This is a genomic window from Francisella sp. 19X1-34, assembly GCF_041102755.1.
Lineage (GTDB): Bacteria > Pseudomonadota > Gammaproteobacteria > Francisellales > Francisellaceae > Francisella.
In genome coordinates this window covers 1-20483 of the sequence record NZ_JBGCTX010000043.1, presented here as the reverse complement: position 1 = coordinate 20483, position 20483 = coordinate 1, and the positions used below count along the sequence as shown (strand labels likewise).

Here is a 20483-nt window from a genome sequence, read left to right as displayed (position 1 = left end):
CATTCTGTAAATCCCTTATTGTTATATTTAAAATATATAACCTAATTAAAATTTACACAATTATCTGTAAAGACCCTTAAGATCCTCCAAAAGTGAGTTTGTAAGTGGTACTATAAAGACTAAAGGGTTAGTTTTTAAAATATTATGATTAAAATTCTAAAGTATACATATTATGCTTTGTTCTCCACTACTTGTTTTTTATCAAGTGGGATAGTTACTGTTATTCCGGTGTTTTTCTTTTCGTTGATTAAACTGCTTGTACCAATTAAAGGTGTAAGGTACTTCTGTACTACAGCTGTTCAGTACTGTGCAGGCTTATGGGTTAGTTATGCTATTTTGATTACAAAGCTTTTTTCTCCAACAAAGATTCAGTTTGAGCAAAATGCGAGCTTGGATAAAAATAGCTCTTATTTGATTATATGTAATCATAAAAGTTGGCTTGATACTTTTATACTTATGCTAGCTTTTCATAAGAAAATTGCATTTCCTAAGTTTTTTATGAAAGTTCAGGTATTCTTTATACCTGTTCTGGGTTTAATTGCTTGGGCTCTTGAATTTCCGGCGATGAAAAGATATTCAAAAGAGTATTTAGCTGCAAATCCAGAGAAAAAAGGAGAGGATTTAAACAAGACTTTTGAGTACTGTAAAGGATTATCCTTAAGGCCTACTACAATAGTTAATTTTGTTGAAGGAACTAGATTCTCTCTTGAAAAAGTAAAGAAGAGTAATTATAAAAATTTGCTTAACCCTAAGGCTGGCGGTATAGCTGTAATACTTAAAAGTTTATCAGGTAGAATGGCTGGAATATTAAACACTACTATTGTGTATGATGACCCTGAGCAGACTTTATGGGATTTTATGGTTAGGAAAACCAAAAATATAAAGGTGAAAGTTGATTTAATACCAATTTCGGATGTTCCTTTGGGAGATTATTTTAATAATGAGGAAGAAAAAAAAGCGTTTCAAAGTTGGTTAAATAATATTTGGCAAAAAAATGATGAATATATATCTCAACAACAGTCAGAAATTCAAGCTAATTCTTAGCAACTTTACAGATGTACAAAAAATAAGATATTGTGCAAAATAAATCACCATTATTATATAGCTCATTAAGCTCTTTATTAATAAGGCTATATTCTTGACTATTTATATTATTATTTTCATAATTTGATTGTATAACTCCATCATAAAACATATATGCTAAGTCTTGAGGCAAAATAACGACTCTAGTTTCTATTTCAAAATTAAGATCTAAACTTTTTAGGTATCTTGGAAGTTGTCTACCTATCCAGCCACTACGGATGTTTTTATCACAATCATAATTAATGATTTTTCTTACTAACTGTCTATTTGTAATATTTATTGTGTTCGTTTCCCAATCTGGTTCGATTAAACATATATAGCCATTGTTTTTAGTTACTCTTTTAAGCTCTTTTAAGGCTTGTAGAGGCTCTTTTAAGTATAATAGTACTCTTTCTGCACGTGAGTACTCAAACACGCTGTCACTAAAATCTAAGCTATGTATATCCATTTGCTGAAACTCTAGATTCATAAGATTTTTATCTATAGCTTTCAAACTAGCATTTTTTAAGAAGTCATTACTTAAGTCAACGGCTTTACAAACATTGTTGGGAAACTCAGAAGCTATTTTAGTTGATTCAAATCCTGGACCACATCCAGCATCTAAAATAGTAGCTCTATCAAAGCTTTTTATTTTATCTCTTGCTATTTGCTTAAGTTCTTGAATCTGTTTAGTAGAGTTAAACTTTTCTAAAGCGTCAATAAATGTTTGAGATTGGTTAGATGCGTCGATATTTTCAAATTTTTTAATATTGAAAGATGACATTATTATATTAGTGATTCAGCCAAGCAATTTGGATAAATAAGAATAGTGCTGAATATATACCCATAAATATGAATGGCATATATATCTCTAAAATTCTAATAGGCTTAAAAGAGCCTTTTTCTTCAGCAATGTGCTCTTCTGTTAGCCATACTCTTGAAGGTAGGCGTCTTTCTAAGGAAGGTACGATACTATTTTTAATTTGTATATGATGTCTGAAGAATCTAATAATCTTCCACCAAGCATAGCAAAATACAAGACCAGCAAAGTAAGGTATACTTACCAATACAGCAGACGGAGGATTGTTGACATTTATATTATTACTAATAGCTAAAGCAACAACACCAACAAGTATTAGGTTGAAAACCAGGAAGAAGAGATTTATAACAATTCTTCTATATGCGGTTTTATCAGTTAATTCCACATAAATCCTATATTGCTCTATTAAAAGAGTATTGTATTGCTCGTTAGATAAGCTGTTTTCATCTTCGTTACTCCACAACTTATCTTGGATTTCTTTATGACTTATCTTTTCCATTTTTTTCCTTTAACTTTATATCTCTAAATAAGTTTAACAAAGTAATGCTATTACATTTTTAATAATTTATCAAATTATAAATCGCTAGTCGCTATCTTATTCTTTGGCCTGTAAGTATATCAATAATTTTAGATGGTTGCGAAGCTTTTGTTTGAGTTTCCAAGACATAAATTTCAGGAAATGTACTACTTATGTTTTTAGCATTGTTAATAAAATCATAACCAGAAATATTTGCGCTTGTTGAGATAATGGCATCATCGATATTTGAGCATACTTGATTGACTATATCTGTATCTACTAAACGTATAGCAATAGTTGGTTTGCCACCTGTAAGCCACTGGATACTCTTTTTACCTGGTACGATCCATGTAGTAGGGCTATCTTGTTTTGTCGCTATTTTTTCAATTTGTTCTGCTGTTAGTAGCGCTATATCAACATACTTCATTAAATGCTTATAATCATGAGATATTATAATAAATCCTTTACTGGAGTTTCTTTTTTTTAGATCTATAACTTTATTGACAGCATCTTTTGATAATTTACAACTAAGACCATATACAGTATCAGTTGGTATGCTAACAACTTTATTATTTTTAAGCTCAATATTAATAACTTGTATATTATCAGTAAGCATATTTTTAGTAGTAGAATATTTTAGTGAGTTTAATTTTAGCTATTTTTAAAAATAAAAAAACCTATAAACTGAAAATAGCTTATAGGTTACGTAGATTTAATGTTTTAAAGTAGTTTGAGATTCTTACTTTTTGCTTAATTGCTCTTTAATAAGATCACCAAGAGTAGTAGGAGTCATTTGTTCTACTTTGTAGTTAGATTTAGCAGCAGAAGTGTTATCTTCATCAACAGCTTTGATAGAAAGAGCTATACTTCTCTTCTTAGCATCGATATTGATTATTCTAGCTTCTACTTCTTGACCTTCGCTTAACTCATCGCGAACATCTTTTGTATGATCAACAGATACTTCAGCAATTCTGATGAAACCATCAATGTTGTTTTCTTCATCAAGCATTACAACAGCACCATTTTCTTGTACTTTAGCTACTGTACCTTTCACTAAAGAACCTTTTGGATGGATGTTGATGAAGTTCTTGAATGGATCTTCAGAAAGTTGCTTCATGCTAAGGGCAATTCTTTCAAGATCAGTGTTTACAGAAACTAATACAGCTTCTACATCATCACCTTTCTTAAGCTCTTTGATAGCTTTAGCAGGGTTATCCCAAGCAACATCTGATATATGTACAAGACCATCTATGCCACCTTCAAGACCGATAAATACACCAAACTCAGTGATTGATCTGATTTTACCAGTAACTTTATCACCTGTTTTGTAGTTCTTATCAAACTCGCTCCAAGGATTAGGTCTGCATTGCTTGATACCTAAAGATATTCTATGCTTGTCAGCATCTAGCTCAAGTACGATAACTTCAACTTCTTGACCGATTGATACAGCTTTATGAGGGTTAACGTTTTTGTTAGTCCAATCCATTTCTGAAGTATGAACTAGACCTTCGATACCTTCTTTAAGCTTAACAAAACAACCGTAGTCTGTGATGTTAGTTACAGTACCCATTAGCTTAGCACCTACAGGAAGCTCATTAGCAATATTTAACCAAGGATCTTCACCAAGTTGCTTGATACCTAGAGATATTCTTTGCTTATCTTTGTCAAACTTGATTACTTTAACATCGATTTCTTGACCTATAGATAGTACATCTGTAGGGTGGCTGATTCTGCTCCAAGAAATATCTGTAATGTGTAATAGACCATCAACACCACCAAGATCAATAAACGCACCGAAGTCTGTGATATTTTTAACGATACCTTTAAGAACAGTACCTTCAGAGATTTTCTCTAGCATAGCATCTCTATCACCAGAGTTGTTCTCTTCGATAACAGCTTTTCTAGAAACAACGATGTTGTTTCTCTTAGTATCTATCTTAACAACTTTCAATTCGATGTCTTTATCTTCTAAGTGTGCTACATCTTTGATAGGTCTTGTATCAACTAATGAACCAGGTAAGAAAGCTCTAAGACCTTCAACATCCATAGTGTAACCACCGCGTACGTGGTTAGTAATTCTACCAAGTACAGTCTCATTGTTTTCGAAAGCATTTTCGATTCTGTCCCAAAGCTCAATTTTCTTAGCTTTGTCTCTTGATAGTCTAGTTTCACCGCAGCTGTTATCTAAAGCTTCTAGAACAACGTTGATTTTATCACCAACAGCTACTTCTAGTTCACCATCGTCATTCTTTAAAGAAGCTACAGGGATGAAAGACTCTGACTTAAGACCAGCATCAATCATTGCAAATTCTTTATCTATACTAACGACAGTTGCTTCGATGATTTTACCTACTCTCATCTCTGTTTGTTTTAGAGATTGTTCAAATAGTTCTTTGAAATTTTCTGACATTTTATTTATTTCCATTTCCAGTGTGGTTGGTTTAACATAGCTTGCAAGCACCCACCGGCTTTATTAAAAAGCGCTAGCAAACAATTTTGTAATGTGTAATATTATCTAAGAGATATATTTTGTTCAAGGAAAATATAAATTTTTTTATGTCTAGCGACTTTGAAAAACATGAATTTTTTATGCAAAAAGCCTATGAGCAGGCGCTTTTAGGATACAATGCAGGCGAGGTACCTATTGGAGCTATAGTTGTTGATCAGAACGATCAAATATTAGCCCGGTCATATAATCAGACTATTACATTAAATGATCCAACAGCTCACGCAGAGATATTAGCCCTAAGAAAAACAGCTAAAAAGCTGAATAATTATAGATTAGTTGATACAAAATTGTATGTTACTTTAGAGCCATGTATAATGTGTTTTGGTGCTTTAGTTCAGGCAAGAGTTTCTGAATTGATTTATGCTTGCGATGATACACGTGTAGGTGTTACGTCAATACAGAAGCTGCACCAAGGTAAAGGTTTTAACCATAAATTTCGGATAGTTAATGGTGTAATGAATCAACAATGTGGAGAGCTTTTAAGAAAGTTTTTCAGAGAAAGAAGAAATTAAATTTATGAGCAAAGAAAAAATAGTTGTTTTATATGGTGGTGATTCTCCTGAAAGGGAAGTCTCTTTAAATTCTGGAAAGGCTGTCTTAGATTCATTAATACGTCAAGGCTATACTGCTGTAGGCTTAGATGCCAGTTCAAAAGAATTGGTTTTAAAGCTTTTAGAGCTAAATCCTGATAAATGCTTTATTGCTTTACATGGTGAAGATGGTGAGAATGGTAGAATTTCAGCATTATTAGAAATGTTAGGCATTAAACATACTAGTTCAGGTATGAGATCTTCAGTTATTACTATGGATAAGATGATCTCTAAAGAAATTTGGATTCATCATCGTATGCCAACACCAATGGCAAAAATTCTTACTAAGAAATTAGTGTGTGAAGATGAAATAAGTTTTCCTGTAGCTGTTAAACCAAGTAATGGTGGCTCAAGTATAGCCACATTTAAAGTTAAAACACTTGATGAGTTAAAGCCTGCTTATGAAGAAGCTTCTAAATATGGCGAAGTAATGATTGAGCAATGGGTCTCAGGCAAAGAAATAACTGTAGCTGTGGTCAATGATCAAGTTTTTTCATCTGTGTGGATTGAGCCATTGAATGAGTTTTATGATTATGAATCTAAGTATAGTGGTAAATCAATATACCATTGCCCAAGTGGCTTATGTCAAGAAAAAGAGCTAGAAGTTCGTCAATTAGCTAAAAGAGCATATGATCTGTTAGATTGCAAAGGTCATGCAAGAGTTGATTTTATCTATGCTGACGGAGAGTTTTATATCATGGAAATAAATTCCTCGCCGGGAATGACAGAGAATAGTCTTTCGCCAAAATCTGCTGCGGTCGAAGGTATTGATTTTGATGATTTAGTTAAATTAATAATAGAACAGGCAAGATGATTGGCGTTACACGGAAGTTCCTAATATTAGGTTTGATACTATTAGTACTACTTGGCATTGCAATATATATTGTTAGTAAGACTGATAGGTCAATTTCAAGGGTTGATGTGGTTTCTAATGATGGTCTGGTTTACATATCAAAACAAGGTTTGATAAATAAAGTTGATAAACTTAGTAATAAAGAATGGTTTGATGTTAATACCGATGGTATAGAAAAGTATCTTCATTCATTTAAGGGCGTTGATTATACATTAGTGAAAAAAGTATGGCCATCAACACTTGTGATCTATCTTTACGATCATAAGCCTATTGCTTATTGGAATAATGATAAAATTTTATTAGATAATATGGATATAATTACTCCACAGGTCTTTAGCTATGATGGGGAGCTCCCTTATATAGAAAGTACGGATAATGATAACAAAGATTATATATACCAGATGTATCAAGAGTTAAATACTATTGCTAAGAAGAATGATACACAGATCATAAAAATTTACTATAGTGGTAATCAATTTACTCTACTACTTGATAATGATATTAAAGTAGCTCTTGGCTCAAAAAAATTACGTTCAAGATTAGAATTATTCTTTAAATCATACCAAAAAGTAAAAGATTATAAGTCAGTACAATATTTTGATATGCGTTATAGTGATGGCTTTGCTGTTAAGTATAAATAGAAAAGAATGTTTTATACTATTGGTTTTCTATAATTATCAGCTTATAATGTAATATAAGTGTATATAAAAATAATAAAATATCTCTCTTTTAGATTGATTGGGGCTAATAAATGAGTTTTGGGAATGATAATTTTTGTGCTGTTGATCTAGGCTCTCACAAGGTCACTGTTGCGATTGGACAGCTTGCAGAAAATAATAGTATAAAAATATTAGGTGTGAGTCAGAAAAGATCTAAAGGTATAAAGCAAGGTTCTGTAATTAACCTTGAAATGGCTATGGAGACATTAAATGCTGCTTTAGATGAGGCTAAAAGCATAGCTGGAGTTGATGTTAAGGAAGTAACTTTAGGAATAAGTGCCCCTAGTATAGCTGGTTTTAATTCTTACGGTTTGGCAGCTGTAGATAATGGTGAGGTTAGTATGGAAGATCTTGCTATGGCGATAAAAACTGCAAAAGCAGTGCCAATGTCTGCAGATACTGAGATGCTTCATGTGTTACAAAGAGACTATATAGTAGATGGTCAATCTGGTGTTACAGAGCCAATAGGAATGTTTGCTGTTAGGCTAGAGTCTAATGTTCATATCATTGTTGCATCTTCGCGCTTATTACAAAATGTAAGAAAGTGTGTTTCAAACTGTGGTTATAAGATAAGTAGCTTAGTAGTTGAGCATCTAGCAGCAAGTAGTGCGACTCTTACAGAAAATGAAAAAGAAATGGGTGTATGCTTAGTTAATCTAGGAGCAGATTCAACGAGCTTTTCTGTATTTACAGAAGGTGGGATTTGTTATACATCTAGCATTACAACTGGAGGCAATAATATTTCTTCAGATGTTTCAAAAGTATTTAGACTTCCTATAGAAGCTGCAGAAAGCTTAAAACTTCAATACGGTTATGCAGCGAGTAAATATCTTAAAAATCCAGATGAGAAAATAGATATACCAAACTCTTTAGGCAATGCTAAAAAAAGGATATCACTACAAGATTTATCACTAGTTATAGAAGCTAGAGTTGAGGAAATATTTGAGGCTTTGTATAGAGAGTTAGACCAAAATCGCTTACTTGATGTAATATCCTCAGGCATAGTATTCACTGGAGGTGGAGCAAAGCTAAAGGGACTTGCTAGATTAGCCGAGGATATGTTTAAGCTTCCTGTAAGAGTTGGTGGGCCAATAGAGGTTAGTGGGGCAAATGAGGTAGTACATAACCCTTCTTATTCAACAGTTGTTGGATTATTGAAATATGCTTCTGAGAATGCTCAAGCAGGTTCTGATCAAAGTGTTGATGAGGATATGATAGAGATTGATGAGGATACAGAGAAGTCTAAGAAAAAGATAATGTCATCTGTAAAAGGATGGTTTTCGAATAATTTTTAAGATATAAAAGGTTAAAAAAATAAATCTAAAGTAAAGGAGTATAAGATGTTTGATTTTAATGATTCAATGGTTTCAAGTGCCATAATTAAAGTTGTCGGTGTTGGCGGAGGTGGCGGTAACGCTGTACAGCATATGTGTGAGGAGGTTAGTGATGTTGAGTTTTATGCCTTAAACACAGATGGTCAAGCATTATCAAAATCAAAAGTTCAAAATGTGCTACAAATTGGTACTAACCTTACTAAAGGTTTAGGGGCTGGCGCAAACCCGGAAGTTGGTAAAAGAGCAGCTACAGAAGATAGAGCTAAAATTGAGCAATTATTAGAAGGTGCTGATATGGTTTTCATCACTGCTGGTATGGGCGGTGGTACAGGTACAGGTGGAGCTCCTGTAGTTGCAGAGGTGGCAAAAGAGATGGGAATTCTTACAGTTGCTGTAGTAACAAAACCTTTCCCATTTGAAGGTCCTAGAAGAATGAAAGCAGCTGAGTATGGTATTGATGAGCTTACTCAACACGTTGACTCTATAATTACAGTACCTAATGAAAAGCTTTTAAGCGTACTTGGTAAAGGTGCTTCTTTATTAGATGCATTTAATGCAGCTAATGATGTTTTAGGAAACGCTGTGAAGGGTGTTTCTGAGCTAATCACTAAGCCAGGTCTGATCAACGTCGACTTTGCGGATGTTAGAGCGGTAATGACTGATATGGGTCTTGCTATGATGGGTATGGGCCAAGCAACTGGTGAAAATAGAGCAAGAGAAGCTGCAGAAGCTGCGATCTCAAGCCCTCTTCTAGAAGATATCAACCTAGATGGTGCTAAGGGTGTGATTGTAAACATTACAGCTGGTATGGATATGTCTATTGGTGAATTTGAAGAAGTCGGTGAAGTTATTAGATCTTTCATTTCTGATGAAGCGATCGTGATAGCTGGTACTGTTATTGATCCTGATATGTCTGATTCTATGAATGTAACAGTTGTTGTAACGGGTATCGAGAAAGTTGCTATGAAGAAAGGCTTTGGTGTTGAGAAAAAACCTGCTTCTAGCCAAGGTTCAGGCTTTTCAAATAAGCCAAATGCTCCTTTTGTGAGAAAAGAATCTGATGTTTCAGCTTCTAGTGATACATCAAAATCTGATTTTGATTCAGCTGATAAATCAGATATTCCTAGCTTCTTAAGAAGAAGATAATAAGTCTTATATAAGTTTTTCTTTTAATCCTAATAAATCAAATATATCGACAATAGCCTAAAATCTTAGGCTGTTCTATATCAATATAAATTTTTGACATATATAATTTAGATATTGATATTTTTATATATAACTAGCTTATTAAACAACTACAATGCTAAATTTATTTTGGCATGTGGGTTATATATGATCTTGTCTTGAAATTGATCGAGACGGTTGTATTTTAGTAGATCATGTTTAGTAGGTTAACTTATATCTATAATTAAAGAGGTTAAAGAATGAGGCAAAAAACAATAGCAAAGCAGTTTTCTGTAACAGGTATTGGCTTACACTCTGGTGTGGATGTTTCTATGACAGTTAAACCAGCAGATGTTAATACAGGTATAGTATTTCGTAGAGCAGATTTAAATCCTATGGTTGATATTAAAGTAACACCTTTTAATATTAAAGAGGCTGTTATGTGTACTCTTTTGACAAAAGAAGGAGATCAAAACTTAGCGATATCAACAATAGAGCATTTAATGTCGGCTCTTGCTATGTTTGAAGTGGATAATGTTCTTGTTGAGGTTAATGCTCCAGAGCTTCCAGTTATGGATGGTAGTTCCTATGAATTTACACAGCTTTTGAAAGAAGTAGGGATAAGCGAGCAAAACGAAGCTAGAAAAGGTATTAGAATCTTAAAGCCTATAAGAGTTGAGCATGAGGATAAGTTTGCTGAAGTACTGCCTAGTGATACTCTTAAATATGAATTTAAAATACAGTGGGATCATCCAGTAATTGCTGCGACTAATGATCATATTATCTTTGAATATAATATCCATGAGTATATTGAAATGGTGTCAAAAGCTAGAACATTTGGTTTCTATGAGCAGCTTGCTTATTTACATCAGAATAATCTTGCAAAAGGAGCCTCTTTGGATAATGCAGTAGGTATTAGTAATGAAGGTGTTCTTAATGAGGGCGGTTTACGCTATGATGATGAGTTTGTTAGACATAAGCTTTTAGATGCTATTGGGGACTTCTATGTTGGAGGTTATATCCTAGGTCACTTTAACTGTTTTAAGTCAGGACATACTCTTAACAATAAACTTTTACATGCAATTTTTGCAGATAAAACTGCGTGGGAGTATATCTAACTTTTAAGTAAGTGTGCCAATTCTACGACTTGATCGTAGAATCTAAATTATAAGCTAAAATATATTCAACTGGTAATTTCAATAAGGATACAAAAAATATTTATCAGTCTGTTAGAACTATATTTTCATCTTTGATATCTAATTCTAAACTATCCTTTATTAATTCTACGCTTTTATCACTATGGATTTTCTGTACTGCATTTTCACGTTTTATTTCTGCAGGAGATTTATTTCCATCATTTGGTACATGAGACGGTAAGTTTTTTATATCAAGCCTAAAGCTTGGATTATCCAGAAATTCACAAATAGCTGACTGTAGTTTTGCAATACTTTGTGGATCAAGCTCTAGAATTTTCTTAGCATCATCATTTAATTGGATTTGATAAATATCTCCGTCATCCTTGATTAGATGGCTATTAAATGCGAGTGTTTTTGTGAAGCCTTTAAGCTTTATTTTATTAAGAGTATTAAACCAGTGCTTATCAAGATCATTATGCTGTTCTTGTACTTGCTCCTTTTCTTCTTTCTGTACTATTGTGTTTGTCTCATTAGTTTTAACTGGGTTGGAGATTGTAGTAGTAACAGGCTTTCTAAACTCTTCTTGAAGGCTAGCAAGGTCCTTATTTTTAGTTTTAACTATATGGTTAGTGTTAGCTTGTTGATTAGTATCAGTGCTATTACTTATATTACTTAAGCTTTTTTTTTTGAAAGCTATGAGTCTAAGAATAGCCATTGCGAGCCCAGTTTCAAAGCTTGGAGCTAATGAAAGATCTCTTTTTGCTGAAATAGTTAGCTGATAGAGTAAGTGAGCCTGTTCAATATCAATTTTATCAAGAATATTGTTTATCAAATCTACACTAATTTGATTTGTTGAGTCGAGGCTTTGAGTTATACCATATAGACAGCAACTAAACCAAATTTCAGCTATTCGATCAAGTATGGCATCAGCGTTATCTTCAGATAGGGTTAGATTTTTAACTGCTGGTAATATCTTATCTGGAGTATCATTTATAATAGCATCTATTAATGTATAAATTTCTTCACTATCGACTATACCAAGCATTTGTTTGATTTGTGATTGTTCAAGTTTGCCACTACAAAAACTAATTGCTTGATCAAGTAAGCTTAGTGCGTCTCTAAGGCTTCCTTTGGCATGATATGCTATGTAATCAAGAGATTGATCATCTGATTCTATATTCTCTTTAGAAAGAACCATCTTTAGTTGATCTTTGATGTCTGCTTGAGATATATGCTTTAGATGTAGCTGTATACATCTAGAGAGTATTGTTACAGGTATTTTATGATAATCTGTAGTAGCTAAGATAAATTTTACATACTCAGGGGGTTCTTCAAGAGTTTTCAACAAGGCGTTAAAGCTCTGTTTAGATAACATATGAACTTCATCTATCAGATAAACCTTATAGCGACCTTGAGAGGGCATATATTGGATGTTATCTAGGATTTCTTTTGTCTCTTCGACACCTGTGCGTGATGCAGCATCTATTTCTATTAGATCGATAAAACTATTGTTATTTATAGCAACACAGTTTTCACATTCATTACAGGGCTCTGCAGTTACACCTGTTTTACAGTTTAGACATTTTGCTAGTAGTCTACCTAAAGTTGTTTTACCAACTCCTCGTGTGCCTGTAAAAAGATATGCGTGATGGACTTTCTGTGCCTCTAAGGCATGCACTAAGCTATTTAGAGCATGTTGTTGCCCAGCAACTTCAGCAAATGATTGAGGTCTGTATTTACGGGCTAATGCTTGATATGACATTTGTAGCAATATTCTTATATAAAATCTTTAGATTAAATAATAACAAAGTTTTGAAAGAAATAGTAAATATTATCTACTTTGATTAATTCAGATATAGTTAGCTTTAGCACTCTTGTTACTATTTAGATATAGATTGATAATAACTAAAATACCATAACATACTGCACAAACAATCAGGCTTGAATAGATGTTAGTGGCATCGACAATTATCCCCGTGATTAATGGTATAAAAGCACCACCAGAGATTGCGGTTAGCATAAAACCTGAGAGTTCGATATTTTTTTGCTTATTAAAGTAAAAGCCTAAGCTAAATATTACAGGAAAGAGTACAGAGTTAGTCAGACCACATAGTACCAACATAGCTATAGTTAGTTTACTGAATAACAGCCCTACTATAAGTAGAAGTATGCCGATTAAAGATACAGTTACAATTGTAAAGACTTGTTTTGAGTTTTTTAAGAGCTTACCTCCGATAAGCCTACCAATAAAGATCAGTAACCAATATAAGCTAAGATAAAGCCCAGATGATTGTAATGTTTGTTTTTCTAAGAGAACTAAATATGTAGCAACTGTGATTTCTATACCTACGTATATCATTAGTGATATAAAACTAAAAATAGCGGATTTGAAGTGCTTGGTCAGAAATAGTATATTTATGCTTTTATCTTTATAAAATGGGGCTTTAAATTCAGTACTCTTTTTTAGCGTGATTTTTATAAAGTATGCAAATGCAATCATAACTATAAAAAACATTATAAAGACTATATTTTGAGAGTTTACAAATATGCTAAGAGTAAGCAATGATGATATTAGGAATGGGGCTAAAAAGGCACCGATACTATGAATAGATTCATATTTGGAAAGTCTCTTAACAGAGTATATATTTTTTTCAAAAAGAGCAATGTATTCACAACATGTAAAAATTGCAACTATACCTATTGAAAGTAAAAACTGGCTAACTAATAGGTAATAAAAATTTGAAGGTGAGGTAATCTGGCAGATAAGCCAGCCTAGATATGCGATTATAACCAAAATAAGCCCATAATTTATCATTTTGGTAGGCTTGATTCTCTTTGCAATAATAGCAAATATGAAGCTAAATAAGCCATAGCTAATAAAAAATGCAGCATCAAAGAAACCTATTTGGAAATAGCTTAGATTATATTGTTGTTTTAGCGAAGGGATTAGAACTTGCACAAAAGTACTAGATATTCCTACAATTAAAAATAGCCCAGATATTACTACTTTATTCATTTAATTAGTTTTAAATAATCGAGAGTGTGATTATTGTAACAGTACAAGACGCTTTAAAATCTTAATATTAGTTAATCTTTTAGTTTGTAAGCTTTAAAACAGTTTTTTTATGAAAAAATTGTGCACAGATATATAGTTAATTAGAAGTGTCTGACATTCTATGGTTAAGCCATAGGGTGATAAAATAGTTTCAAAAGGTACTTGGAGTAAAATATATTAAATTATCATAAAAAAAGACCTTTAAGGCTTTTATTAAAGTATATATACTAATTTTAATATTTACAAAACTAGAGGTTATTGTCTTAAATGAAATTTAAAAAAATTATTACTTCGTTATGTATCTTAAGTTCAACTTTGGGAATATCTTATGCGCAACAGATTCGCTCGAATAATCCTCAAAATATTTTCGTAGACAATTTAAGTATATCTAATGGTCCAACATCTGATAAAATAGGAGGAGGGTTAGAGAAGTTATTCCCAGATTTAGATAAGAATCAATTATCAAAAGTAACCTCTTTACTTATCTTTCGGTGGCATAATGGAGAGTATACAGCCTTAGGGTTAGGTAATGGTAATATAATATTATACCCAAGTAATAATGGCATACCTGACACAAGTAGAGGTCATCAACAATTTATATTTGGTGAGCAAAAATCAGCTATTAAAACTATGGCTTATGCTAATGGTTATTTATTTATTGGTTATTCGATGAATGTTGTTGAGCATACAGCTATTGACACATCACAAATAACTAACTGGAGTATAGGGCTTACTACATCGACATCGGGAAATAGAGGAGATTTGGAAGCATATAATTTAGATGATAAAATTTTTGCAAATATTCCTCAACCATCTGGACTGCCAAGCTTATCGGAAGTAGTCTCAATAAAATATATTCCTCATGCAGGAGAAATCAATGAAAGTGATGGTCAATCTTTACTGGTAGCATATAGCTCTATAGCTCACCCTTTCAGTATACGAGAAGGTGTTTCTTTTGACTCTTCTGTTCCAGCAATAAGTATCTTTGCGAATTTAGCACCTACTCTTACTTTTTCTGGTAGTAATTCGTCAAAACTAAGTCAGGCATATTTTTTAGATACTTCTGGAAAAGAAGGATTCCATCTAAAGAAGCTTCAAGCAACTAAGCCAATTGATAAAGTTACTGTAGAAGCTATCACTCCTTTTGGTATAGTTTATGGTTTTAAAAATGGTGATATGAATTTAGTTTCATATAATTCAAATAAAAGTGATTCTGTAGTAGCGTTTGATGTATCGCCTCGAGTATTTGGCAAGGACTTTAAAAATTCACCAATACTTTATTTAAAATATATAAATAGTACAAGTAAATTATTTTTTGCGACAAAGTATGATGCTGGTTTTATATATCTCAAAGATAATAATACGATTGGTAGTAGAACTATGGATATATTAGGCTATGGTTTATATGAGGGTAAAATCACATCGGCTACAGCATATAAAAACCTTATTTATATAGCAACTACGGCTAAAAAAATATATGTTATCGATAGTGATACGAATTCTAAAGTAGGAGAGTTTAATGTTCCTAAGTTTTTCAGCCATTTTGGAATATTTAATTTAGCAATATCACCGGGAGGTAGTAAGTTATTTCTCTCAGAAAATGATAAAAATGAATACCCTCACTGGAAATCTGGTGAAATGGCATTACTCGTGCTAGGGTTAAATCAACAAGGACTTCCGAATGATGATAATGCTTATAAATGCTCTACCAAACCGAATGGTAATTGTTTAATTATAAATAGCTTTATAGATGGAGGACATCATCGTTTATATAAAGGTAAATATCACCACCTTAAATTTGGTATTACTTCAGTCAAATTTAAAGATGATTTGACATTAACGATAACAACTCCTTTTATGGAAACTTATGATTTATATAAACAATCATTATGCCAAACAAAAATCTCTCGAAAATATAATCATGATGTAAGCTTAATTGATAATACAGTAAAAGAGTATCTTGCAGGAATTGTAAAGTCTTTTGATAGTGTATATGGAGATAGGCCATTCAATTATAGTAATGCTCAAGGAACTTATGTTATTTGCGGAACATATAAAGACGCTTCTGGATTTGATAATGAGTTTTGGTCCTTACCTAGGCCTAAATAGACTTTAGTTGTAAGATCCAACCTTTTTAAGTAATTGGTAAAGTTACTGACCTTTATTACAAATTAATTTTAAAACCATTAAAAGCTTTTATTAAACTATGTTTTTGATAAAGATGTTATGAAGTTAAAAAAGTTTTGAATTATATAAGATTTTACTATGCTAAACGTTATAGGTAAGCTCAATAATGTGCTCTAATATAGTAGCTTTTCAAGATAGCTTTAAATAGATAGTCGTAATTATAGAAAAGTATATACATTGAATAAAGGCTAAACTTTTTCTAAAGTAATGTAAATCCTCTATGAAAATATTTTTATTAGCTATATTTCTACTTTAGAAATGAGTATGCTTTGCCCTATTTTACGTAGACGTCTGAAAAAACACTACTATACTGCAATTTAATTGTCATTTTTATTATAAAAATATAAAATCTATACACAAAATTTCAATTAACATAAAAACTATTAAATGGAATCTATAAATTATAGAGTTTTATTGAAAAATCTAACGGCCCGTATTGAATCTTTACGGGACTATCTTTGACTATGATGTTAAAAAAGAGAAGTTAACAGAAGTTCTTATGGAGCTAGAGGATGGCTCTATTTGGGATAATCCTGAGTATGCACAGAATCTAGGTAGGCAAAAGGTTGAGCTTGAAAATGTAGTGCATAACTGTGAGCATATTTTAGAAACATTGGAAACTTTAACAGAGCTTTTAGAGCTTGCTGAAGAAGATGAGTCTCTTATGCAAGAAATCGCTAAAGATACCCAAGATGTAACTGCTGAAATAGAAAAGCTTGAGTTTCGTAGGATGTTTTCAGGGGAAATGGATGCAAATAATACTTATCTTGATATTCAGTCAGGCTCAGGTGGTACAGAAGCACAGGATTGGGCAGAGATGCTGATGCGTATGTATATGCGTTGGGCAGAAAGTCATGGTTTTAAAGTAACTGTTGATGATGTATCAGATGGGGATGTTGCAGGTATCAAAGGCTGTACTTTAAAGATTGAAGGTGAGTATGCTTATGGCTGGTTGAGAACTGAAACGGGTATTCACAGGTTAGTTAGAAAGTCGCCATTTGATTCAAATAGTAAGCGCCATACATCTTTTGCATCAGTTTTTATCTCACCAGAGGTTGATGATAATATTGATATAGAAATTAACCCTGCTGATTTAAGAGTTGATACTTATAGAGCATCAGGTGCAGGTGGTCAGCACGTCAATAAAACTGATTCAGCGGTTAGGATAACACATGTACCAACAAATATTGTTGTGCAAAGTCAAAGTGACAGATCGCAGCATAAAAATAGAGATAGTGCGATGAAGCAACTTAAATCTAAATTATATGAGATGGAATTGCAAAAGCGTAATGCTGAGAAAAGTGCTTTGGAAGACTCAAAATCTGATATTGGTTGGGGGAGTCAAATTCGCTCATATGTTCTTGATCAATCCCGTATTAAGGATTTACGAACAGGAGTCGAAAATACCAATACTCAAGCGGTATTAGATGGTGACTTGGATAAGTTTATTGAGGCAAGCCTAAAAAGTGGGTTATAAAAAGACATTATGTCATCCTACGGCTTGACCGTAGGATCTGTAAGGGTTAAAAATGTATTATACATATATAATGACTAATAAACTTTATGGTACATTATATATTGGCGTTACATCAAACCTTGTGAAAAGAGTTTTTGAACATAAAAATGGTCTTGTAGATGGGTTTACTAAGAAATATTCTATAAAATATTTAGTTTACTTTGAATCATTTGAAGATGTTAAAGCAGCAATACATAGAGAGAAAAGATTAAAAACTTGGCTAAGAAAGTGGAAAATTGATTTAATCAATTCTGTAAATCCACACTGGCATGACTTATATGAAGAAATTATAAGATAGCAATATGGATTCTACGGTCAAGCCGTAGAATGACAGCTATTTTTATTAGTTTAAACAAAAGGTATAAAAATGAGTAGTAAATTAAAAGATTTAATAAAAACGTCGATAAAAGAATACTTAGATGTTAATGAAATAACAGTTAAAGATGCTGTTAGAGGAAAGATAAGAGAGCAAATTAGTAATTCTCTTGGAGAGATTAGTGAGATAAATGAGATAAATGAGCAAGTTAAAGAGAAGATATCTAATCTTGTGAAAAAGCATATTACAGATATGCAAGAAAGCTCACAAATGGCTTTAAGAAAAGAAAAGCTACAAACACTTGCAGAACAAAATAATGGCATCAGTCATCCAAACGGTTTTAGAAGAAACATTGTTGCTGCAGATTTACAAGCAAAATACTCTGACAAAACAAAGCAAGAGTTAGAAGAGCTAGAGCCAAAAGAGCTTTATAAAGTAACAGGTAGAGCAGTTTTAAGAAGAGTAATGGGTAAAGCCTCTTTTATTACTTTGCAAGATTTCTCAGGTAGAATCCAAATTTACTTAAAGAAAAGTGATCTTCCAGAGGGTCAATATAATACTTTTAAAAATCTATGTGACTTAGGAGATATAGTAGGTGTTTCTGGAACTATGTTCAAAACAAATACTGGTGAGTTATCTATTCATGCAGATCATTTTGAGATTCTAACCAAAGCAATTAGACCTCTTCCTGATAAGTTCCATGGCTTATCAGATCAAGAAACTAGATACCGTCAAAGATATGTTGATTTAATTACTAATGAAAAGGCTAGAGAAGTATTTAAGGTTCGCTCAAAAGTAGTAAGCTTTATTCGTAACTATTTTGATAGCATGAGTTTTATGGAGGTAGAGACTCCAATGATGCATGTTTTACAAGGTGGTGCAGCAGCTAAGCCATTTAAGACTCATCATAATGCTTTAGATATGCCTTTATATTTACGTATAGCTCCAGAGTTATATCTAAAGAGATTAGTTGTTGGTGGTTTTGAGCGTGTTTATGAGATAAATCGTAACTTTAGAAATGAAGGTGTGTCATCCCGTCATAACCCAGAATTTACAATGCTTGAGTTCTATATGGCATACTCTGATTATAATGATCTTATGGATTTGACAGAAGATATGCTTTCTAAACTTGTACAAGAAGTTACAGGAACTCAAGAGCTTGAGTATGGTGAGTATAAAATCAACTTCGGTGGTAAATATGAGCGTATTTCAATGGTTGATTCAATTGTTAAGTATAATGAGGATATCTCAAAACAAGATTTAGCAGATTTTGAATCAGCCAAAAAAGTTGCCGATAGATTAAATATTAAGGTTGAAGCTTTCCATGAGCTTGGACACTTAATAAATGAAATATTTGAAGAAACTGTAGAGCATAAACTTATTCAGCCAACATTTATTACAGATTATCCAGCAGTAGTTTCACCATTAGCACGTAGACAAGATGGTAATCCAGAGTTTACTGATAGATTTGAGTTCTTTATAGGTGCGCGTGAGATTGCTAATGGTTTCTCTGAGCTTAATGATGCCCAAGACCAAGCAGAAAGATTTAGAAAGCAAGTTGAAGCGGCTGCATCTGGTGATGATGAGGCTATGCCTTATGATAAAGATTATATTAGAGCTCTTGAGTATGGTATGCCTCCAACAGCTGGTCAAGGTATTGGTATCGATAGACTTGTAATGTATCTAACAAACTCTCAATCTATTCGAGATGTGATATTATTCCCTCATATGAAGCCAGAGTAATCTCAATTTTTAAAATATTCTTAAATCACTTTTAATTAATAAGGAAGGTTATGTCTAAAGAAATAATTAGTCATGGTGTATTTGCAAACTATGATGACGCTTATAATGAAATTAAATTTAGAATAAAAAATGATGAGAATTTGTTAGAGCTTTTAGACCAATTAACTACTTGTCCTTTAGGGCGATTTTTAATCCAAAATAGAGGGCTTGATGCTTACTGGACAAAGGTTATTACTCAAAATAAAGGCAATTATACTAATGATTTTGAATCTAAGCTTATAACTATACCTCCAGTATTTAATGCTACTCAAGAGAGGTATCAGATCTTTAAGCAAGAGGTTTTGAGCTTACTTGATGATTCTAATATACTCGCGGTACCTGCTGGACTTTTGCCAGAGTTTTCAGAAGAGTTGATTTTGTCTAAAAACTTTAAAATAGATGCCTATGATCTTGATAGTGGTTGTGCATCTGAAAGTGGGCTAGCAGGATTAGAAAATGTTAACTATATTATTAAGGATGTTTTTAAGCTTGATATTGAAAACTACTATGATGCAGTTGTTAGCAACGGGCTTAATATTTATCTTAAGACAAATGATGAAGTACAAAAGTTTTTTCAGATCCTAAGTAGTTCGTTAAAGCAAGGAGGAGTACTTATTTCTAGTTTTCTTATTCCATTAGATAAGGTTGATACTAAAAATTTGGATAAAGCTAAGTTTGGTAAGCAGATTTTTGTAGATATACTAAATGTTGGCTGGACAATGACTCATACTGAAGATGAGTTCTGTCATATTATATCTGGTTGTGGCTTTGAAGTTAAAGAGATAATGTATGATAGTCAGAAAATGTTTCCAACAGTGGTAGCTATTAAAAAGTGATTTACTTTAGAGGGTCTTTACAGATAATTGTGTAAATTTTAATTAGGTTATATATTTTAAATATAACAATAAGGGATTTACAGAATG

The 20483-nt window shown here is 32.5% G+C and carries 18 protein-coding genes; 12 read left to right on the top strand and 6 right to left on the bottom strand.

The window, feature by feature from the left end; genetic code table 11:
• Nucleotides 1–144: 144 nt before the first annotated feature.
• Nucleotides 145–1044, top strand: coding sequence for an acyltransferase (locus AB8E56_RS07905; protein WP_329479828.1), 900 nt, complete (start codon nt 145–147; stop codon nt 1042–1044).
• Here the strand turns inward: AB8E56_RS07905 and AB8E56_RS07900 are convergent.
• The 4 genes from AB8E56_RS07900 to rpsA form a co-directional block, all read right to left on the bottom strand.
• On the bottom strand, nt 1034–1846 hold the full coding sequence (locus AB8E56_RS07900) for a methyltransferase domain-containing protein (RefSeq protein WP_329479826.1): 813 nt from the start codon (nt 1844–1846) through the stop codon (nt 1034–1036). The two genes, AB8E56_RS07905 and AB8E56_RS07900, sit on opposite strands and share 11 nt — an antisense overlap.
• Nucleotides 1847–1853: 7 nt before the next feature.
• Nucleotides 1854–2381: a hypothetical protein gene (locus AB8E56_RS07895; protein ID WP_150467163.1), complete on the bottom strand. Its 528-nt coding sequence runs from the start codon at nt 2379–2381 to the stop codon at nt 1854–1856.
• A gap of 91 nt (nt 2382–2472) precedes the next feature.
• A complete protein-coding gene (locus AB8E56_RS07890) occupies nt 2473–3015 on the bottom strand; it encodes a Sua5/YciO/YrdC/YwlC family protein (RefSeq protein ID WP_329479823.1) in 543 nt (180 codons plus the stop codon).
• Nucleotides 3016–3138: 123 nt separating this feature from the next.
• The gene (gene rpsA, locus AB8E56_RS07885; protein WP_329479820.1) at nt 3139–4809 is read right to left on the bottom strand and encodes a 30S ribosomal protein S1; all 1671 of its coding nucleotides are present in this window, start codon (nt 4807–4809) and stop codon (nt 3139–3141) included.
• Between the two features lie 146 nt (nt 4810–4955).
• Here rpsA and tadA point away from each other — a divergent pair, with 146 nt between their 5' ends.
• The 6 genes from tadA to lpxC all read left to right on the top strand — a co-directional run bounded on the left by tadA (nt 4956) and on the right by lpxC (nt 10686).
• On the top strand, nt 4956–5420 hold the full coding sequence (gene tadA, locus AB8E56_RS07880; RefSeq protein WP_329479818.1) for a tRNA adenosine(34) deaminase TadA: 465 nt from the start codon (nt 4956–4958) through the stop codon (nt 5418–5420).
• Nucleotides 5421–5424: 4 nt separating this feature from the next.
• Entirely contained in the window at nt 5425–6312 is an 888-nt protein-coding gene (locus AB8E56_RS07875; RefSeq protein WP_329479816.1) for a D-alanine--D-alanine ligase, read from the top strand.
• Nucleotides 6309–6992, top strand: coding sequence for a cell division protein FtsQ/DivIB (locus AB8E56_RS07870; RefSeq protein WP_329479813.1), 684 nt, complete (start codon nt 6309–6311; stop codon nt 6990–6992). The genes AB8E56_RS07875 and AB8E56_RS07870 overlap by 4 nt, the downstream gene beginning before the upstream one ends.
• A gap of 110 nt (nt 6993–7102) precedes the next feature.
• The gene (gene ftsA, locus AB8E56_RS07865) at nt 7103–8365 is read left to right on the top strand and encodes a cell division protein FtsA (RefSeq protein ID WP_329479811.1); all 1263 of its coding nucleotides are present in this window, start codon (nt 7103–7105) and stop codon (nt 8363–8365) included.
• Between the two features lie 45 nt (nt 8366–8410).
• Entirely contained in the window at nt 8411–9550 is a 1140-nt protein-coding gene (gene ftsZ, locus AB8E56_RS07860; RefSeq protein WP_329479809.1) for a cell division protein FtsZ, read from the top strand.
• A gap of 278 nt (nt 9551–9828) precedes the next feature.
• The gene (gene lpxC, locus AB8E56_RS07855; RefSeq protein ID WP_329479807.1) at nt 9829–10686 is read left to right on the top strand and encodes a UDP-3-O-acyl-N-acetylglucosamine deacetylase; all 858 of its coding nucleotides are present in this window, start codon (nt 9829–9831) and stop codon (nt 10684–10686) included.
• A gap of 103 nt (nt 10687–10789) precedes the next feature.
• On the opposite strand, the gene dnaX is transcribed toward lpxC, so the two are convergent.
• Together dnaX and AB8E56_RS07845 are read right to left on the bottom strand one after the other, a co-directional pair.
• Nucleotides 10790–12466 carry a DNA polymerase III subunit gamma/tau gene (gene dnaX / locus AB8E56_RS07850; RefSeq protein WP_329479805.1) on the bottom strand — a complete coding sequence of 559 codons (1677 nt, stop codon included), beginning with the start codon at nt 12464–12466 and terminating at the stop codon, nt 10790–10792.
• A gap of 87 nt (nt 12467–12553) precedes the next feature.
• Nucleotides 12554–13720 carry an MFS transporter gene (locus AB8E56_RS07845; protein WP_329479803.1) on the bottom strand — a complete coding sequence of 389 codons (1167 nt, stop codon included), beginning with the start codon at nt 13718–13720 and terminating at the stop codon, nt 12554–12556.
• Between the two features lie 306 nt (nt 13721–14026).
• On the opposite strand from AB8E56_RS07845, the gene AB8E56_RS07840 reads away from it, so the two are divergent.
• From AB8E56_RS07840 to AB8E56_RS07820, 5 genes are all read left to right on the top strand, one after another.
• Entirely contained in the window at nt 14027–15868 is a 1842-nt protein-coding gene (locus tag AB8E56_RS07840; RefSeq protein WP_329479801.1) for a hypothetical protein, read from the top strand.
• 465 nt (nt 15869–16333) lie between these two features.
• Nucleotides 16334–17423 (top strand): peptide chain release factor 2 gene (prfB, locus tag AB8E56_RS07835; RefSeq protein WP_329479799.1). Its coding sequence is split into 2 segments (ribosomal slippage): nt 16334–16405 and nt 16407–17423, totalling 1089 coding nucleotides; the frame shifts between segments, so codons are not numbered across the junction.
• A gap of 52 nt (nt 17424–17475) precedes the next feature.
• On the top strand, nt 17476–17760 hold the full coding sequence (locus AB8E56_RS07830; RefSeq protein WP_329479797.1) for a GIY-YIG nuclease family protein: 285 nt from the start codon (nt 17476–17478) through the stop codon (nt 17758–17760).
• A 69-nt stretch (nt 17761–17829) separates the two neighbouring features.
• On the top strand, nt 17830–19521 hold the full coding sequence (lysS, locus tag AB8E56_RS07825; protein WP_329479795.1) for a lysine--tRNA ligase: 1692 nt from the start codon (nt 17830–17832) through the stop codon (nt 19519–19521).
• Between the two features lie 50 nt (nt 19522–19571).
• Nucleotides 19572–20396, top strand: coding sequence for a hypothetical protein (locus AB8E56_RS07820; RefSeq protein WP_329479793.1), 825 nt, complete (start codon nt 19572–19574; stop codon nt 20394–20396).
• Nucleotides 20397–20483: the final 87 nt, after the last annotated feature.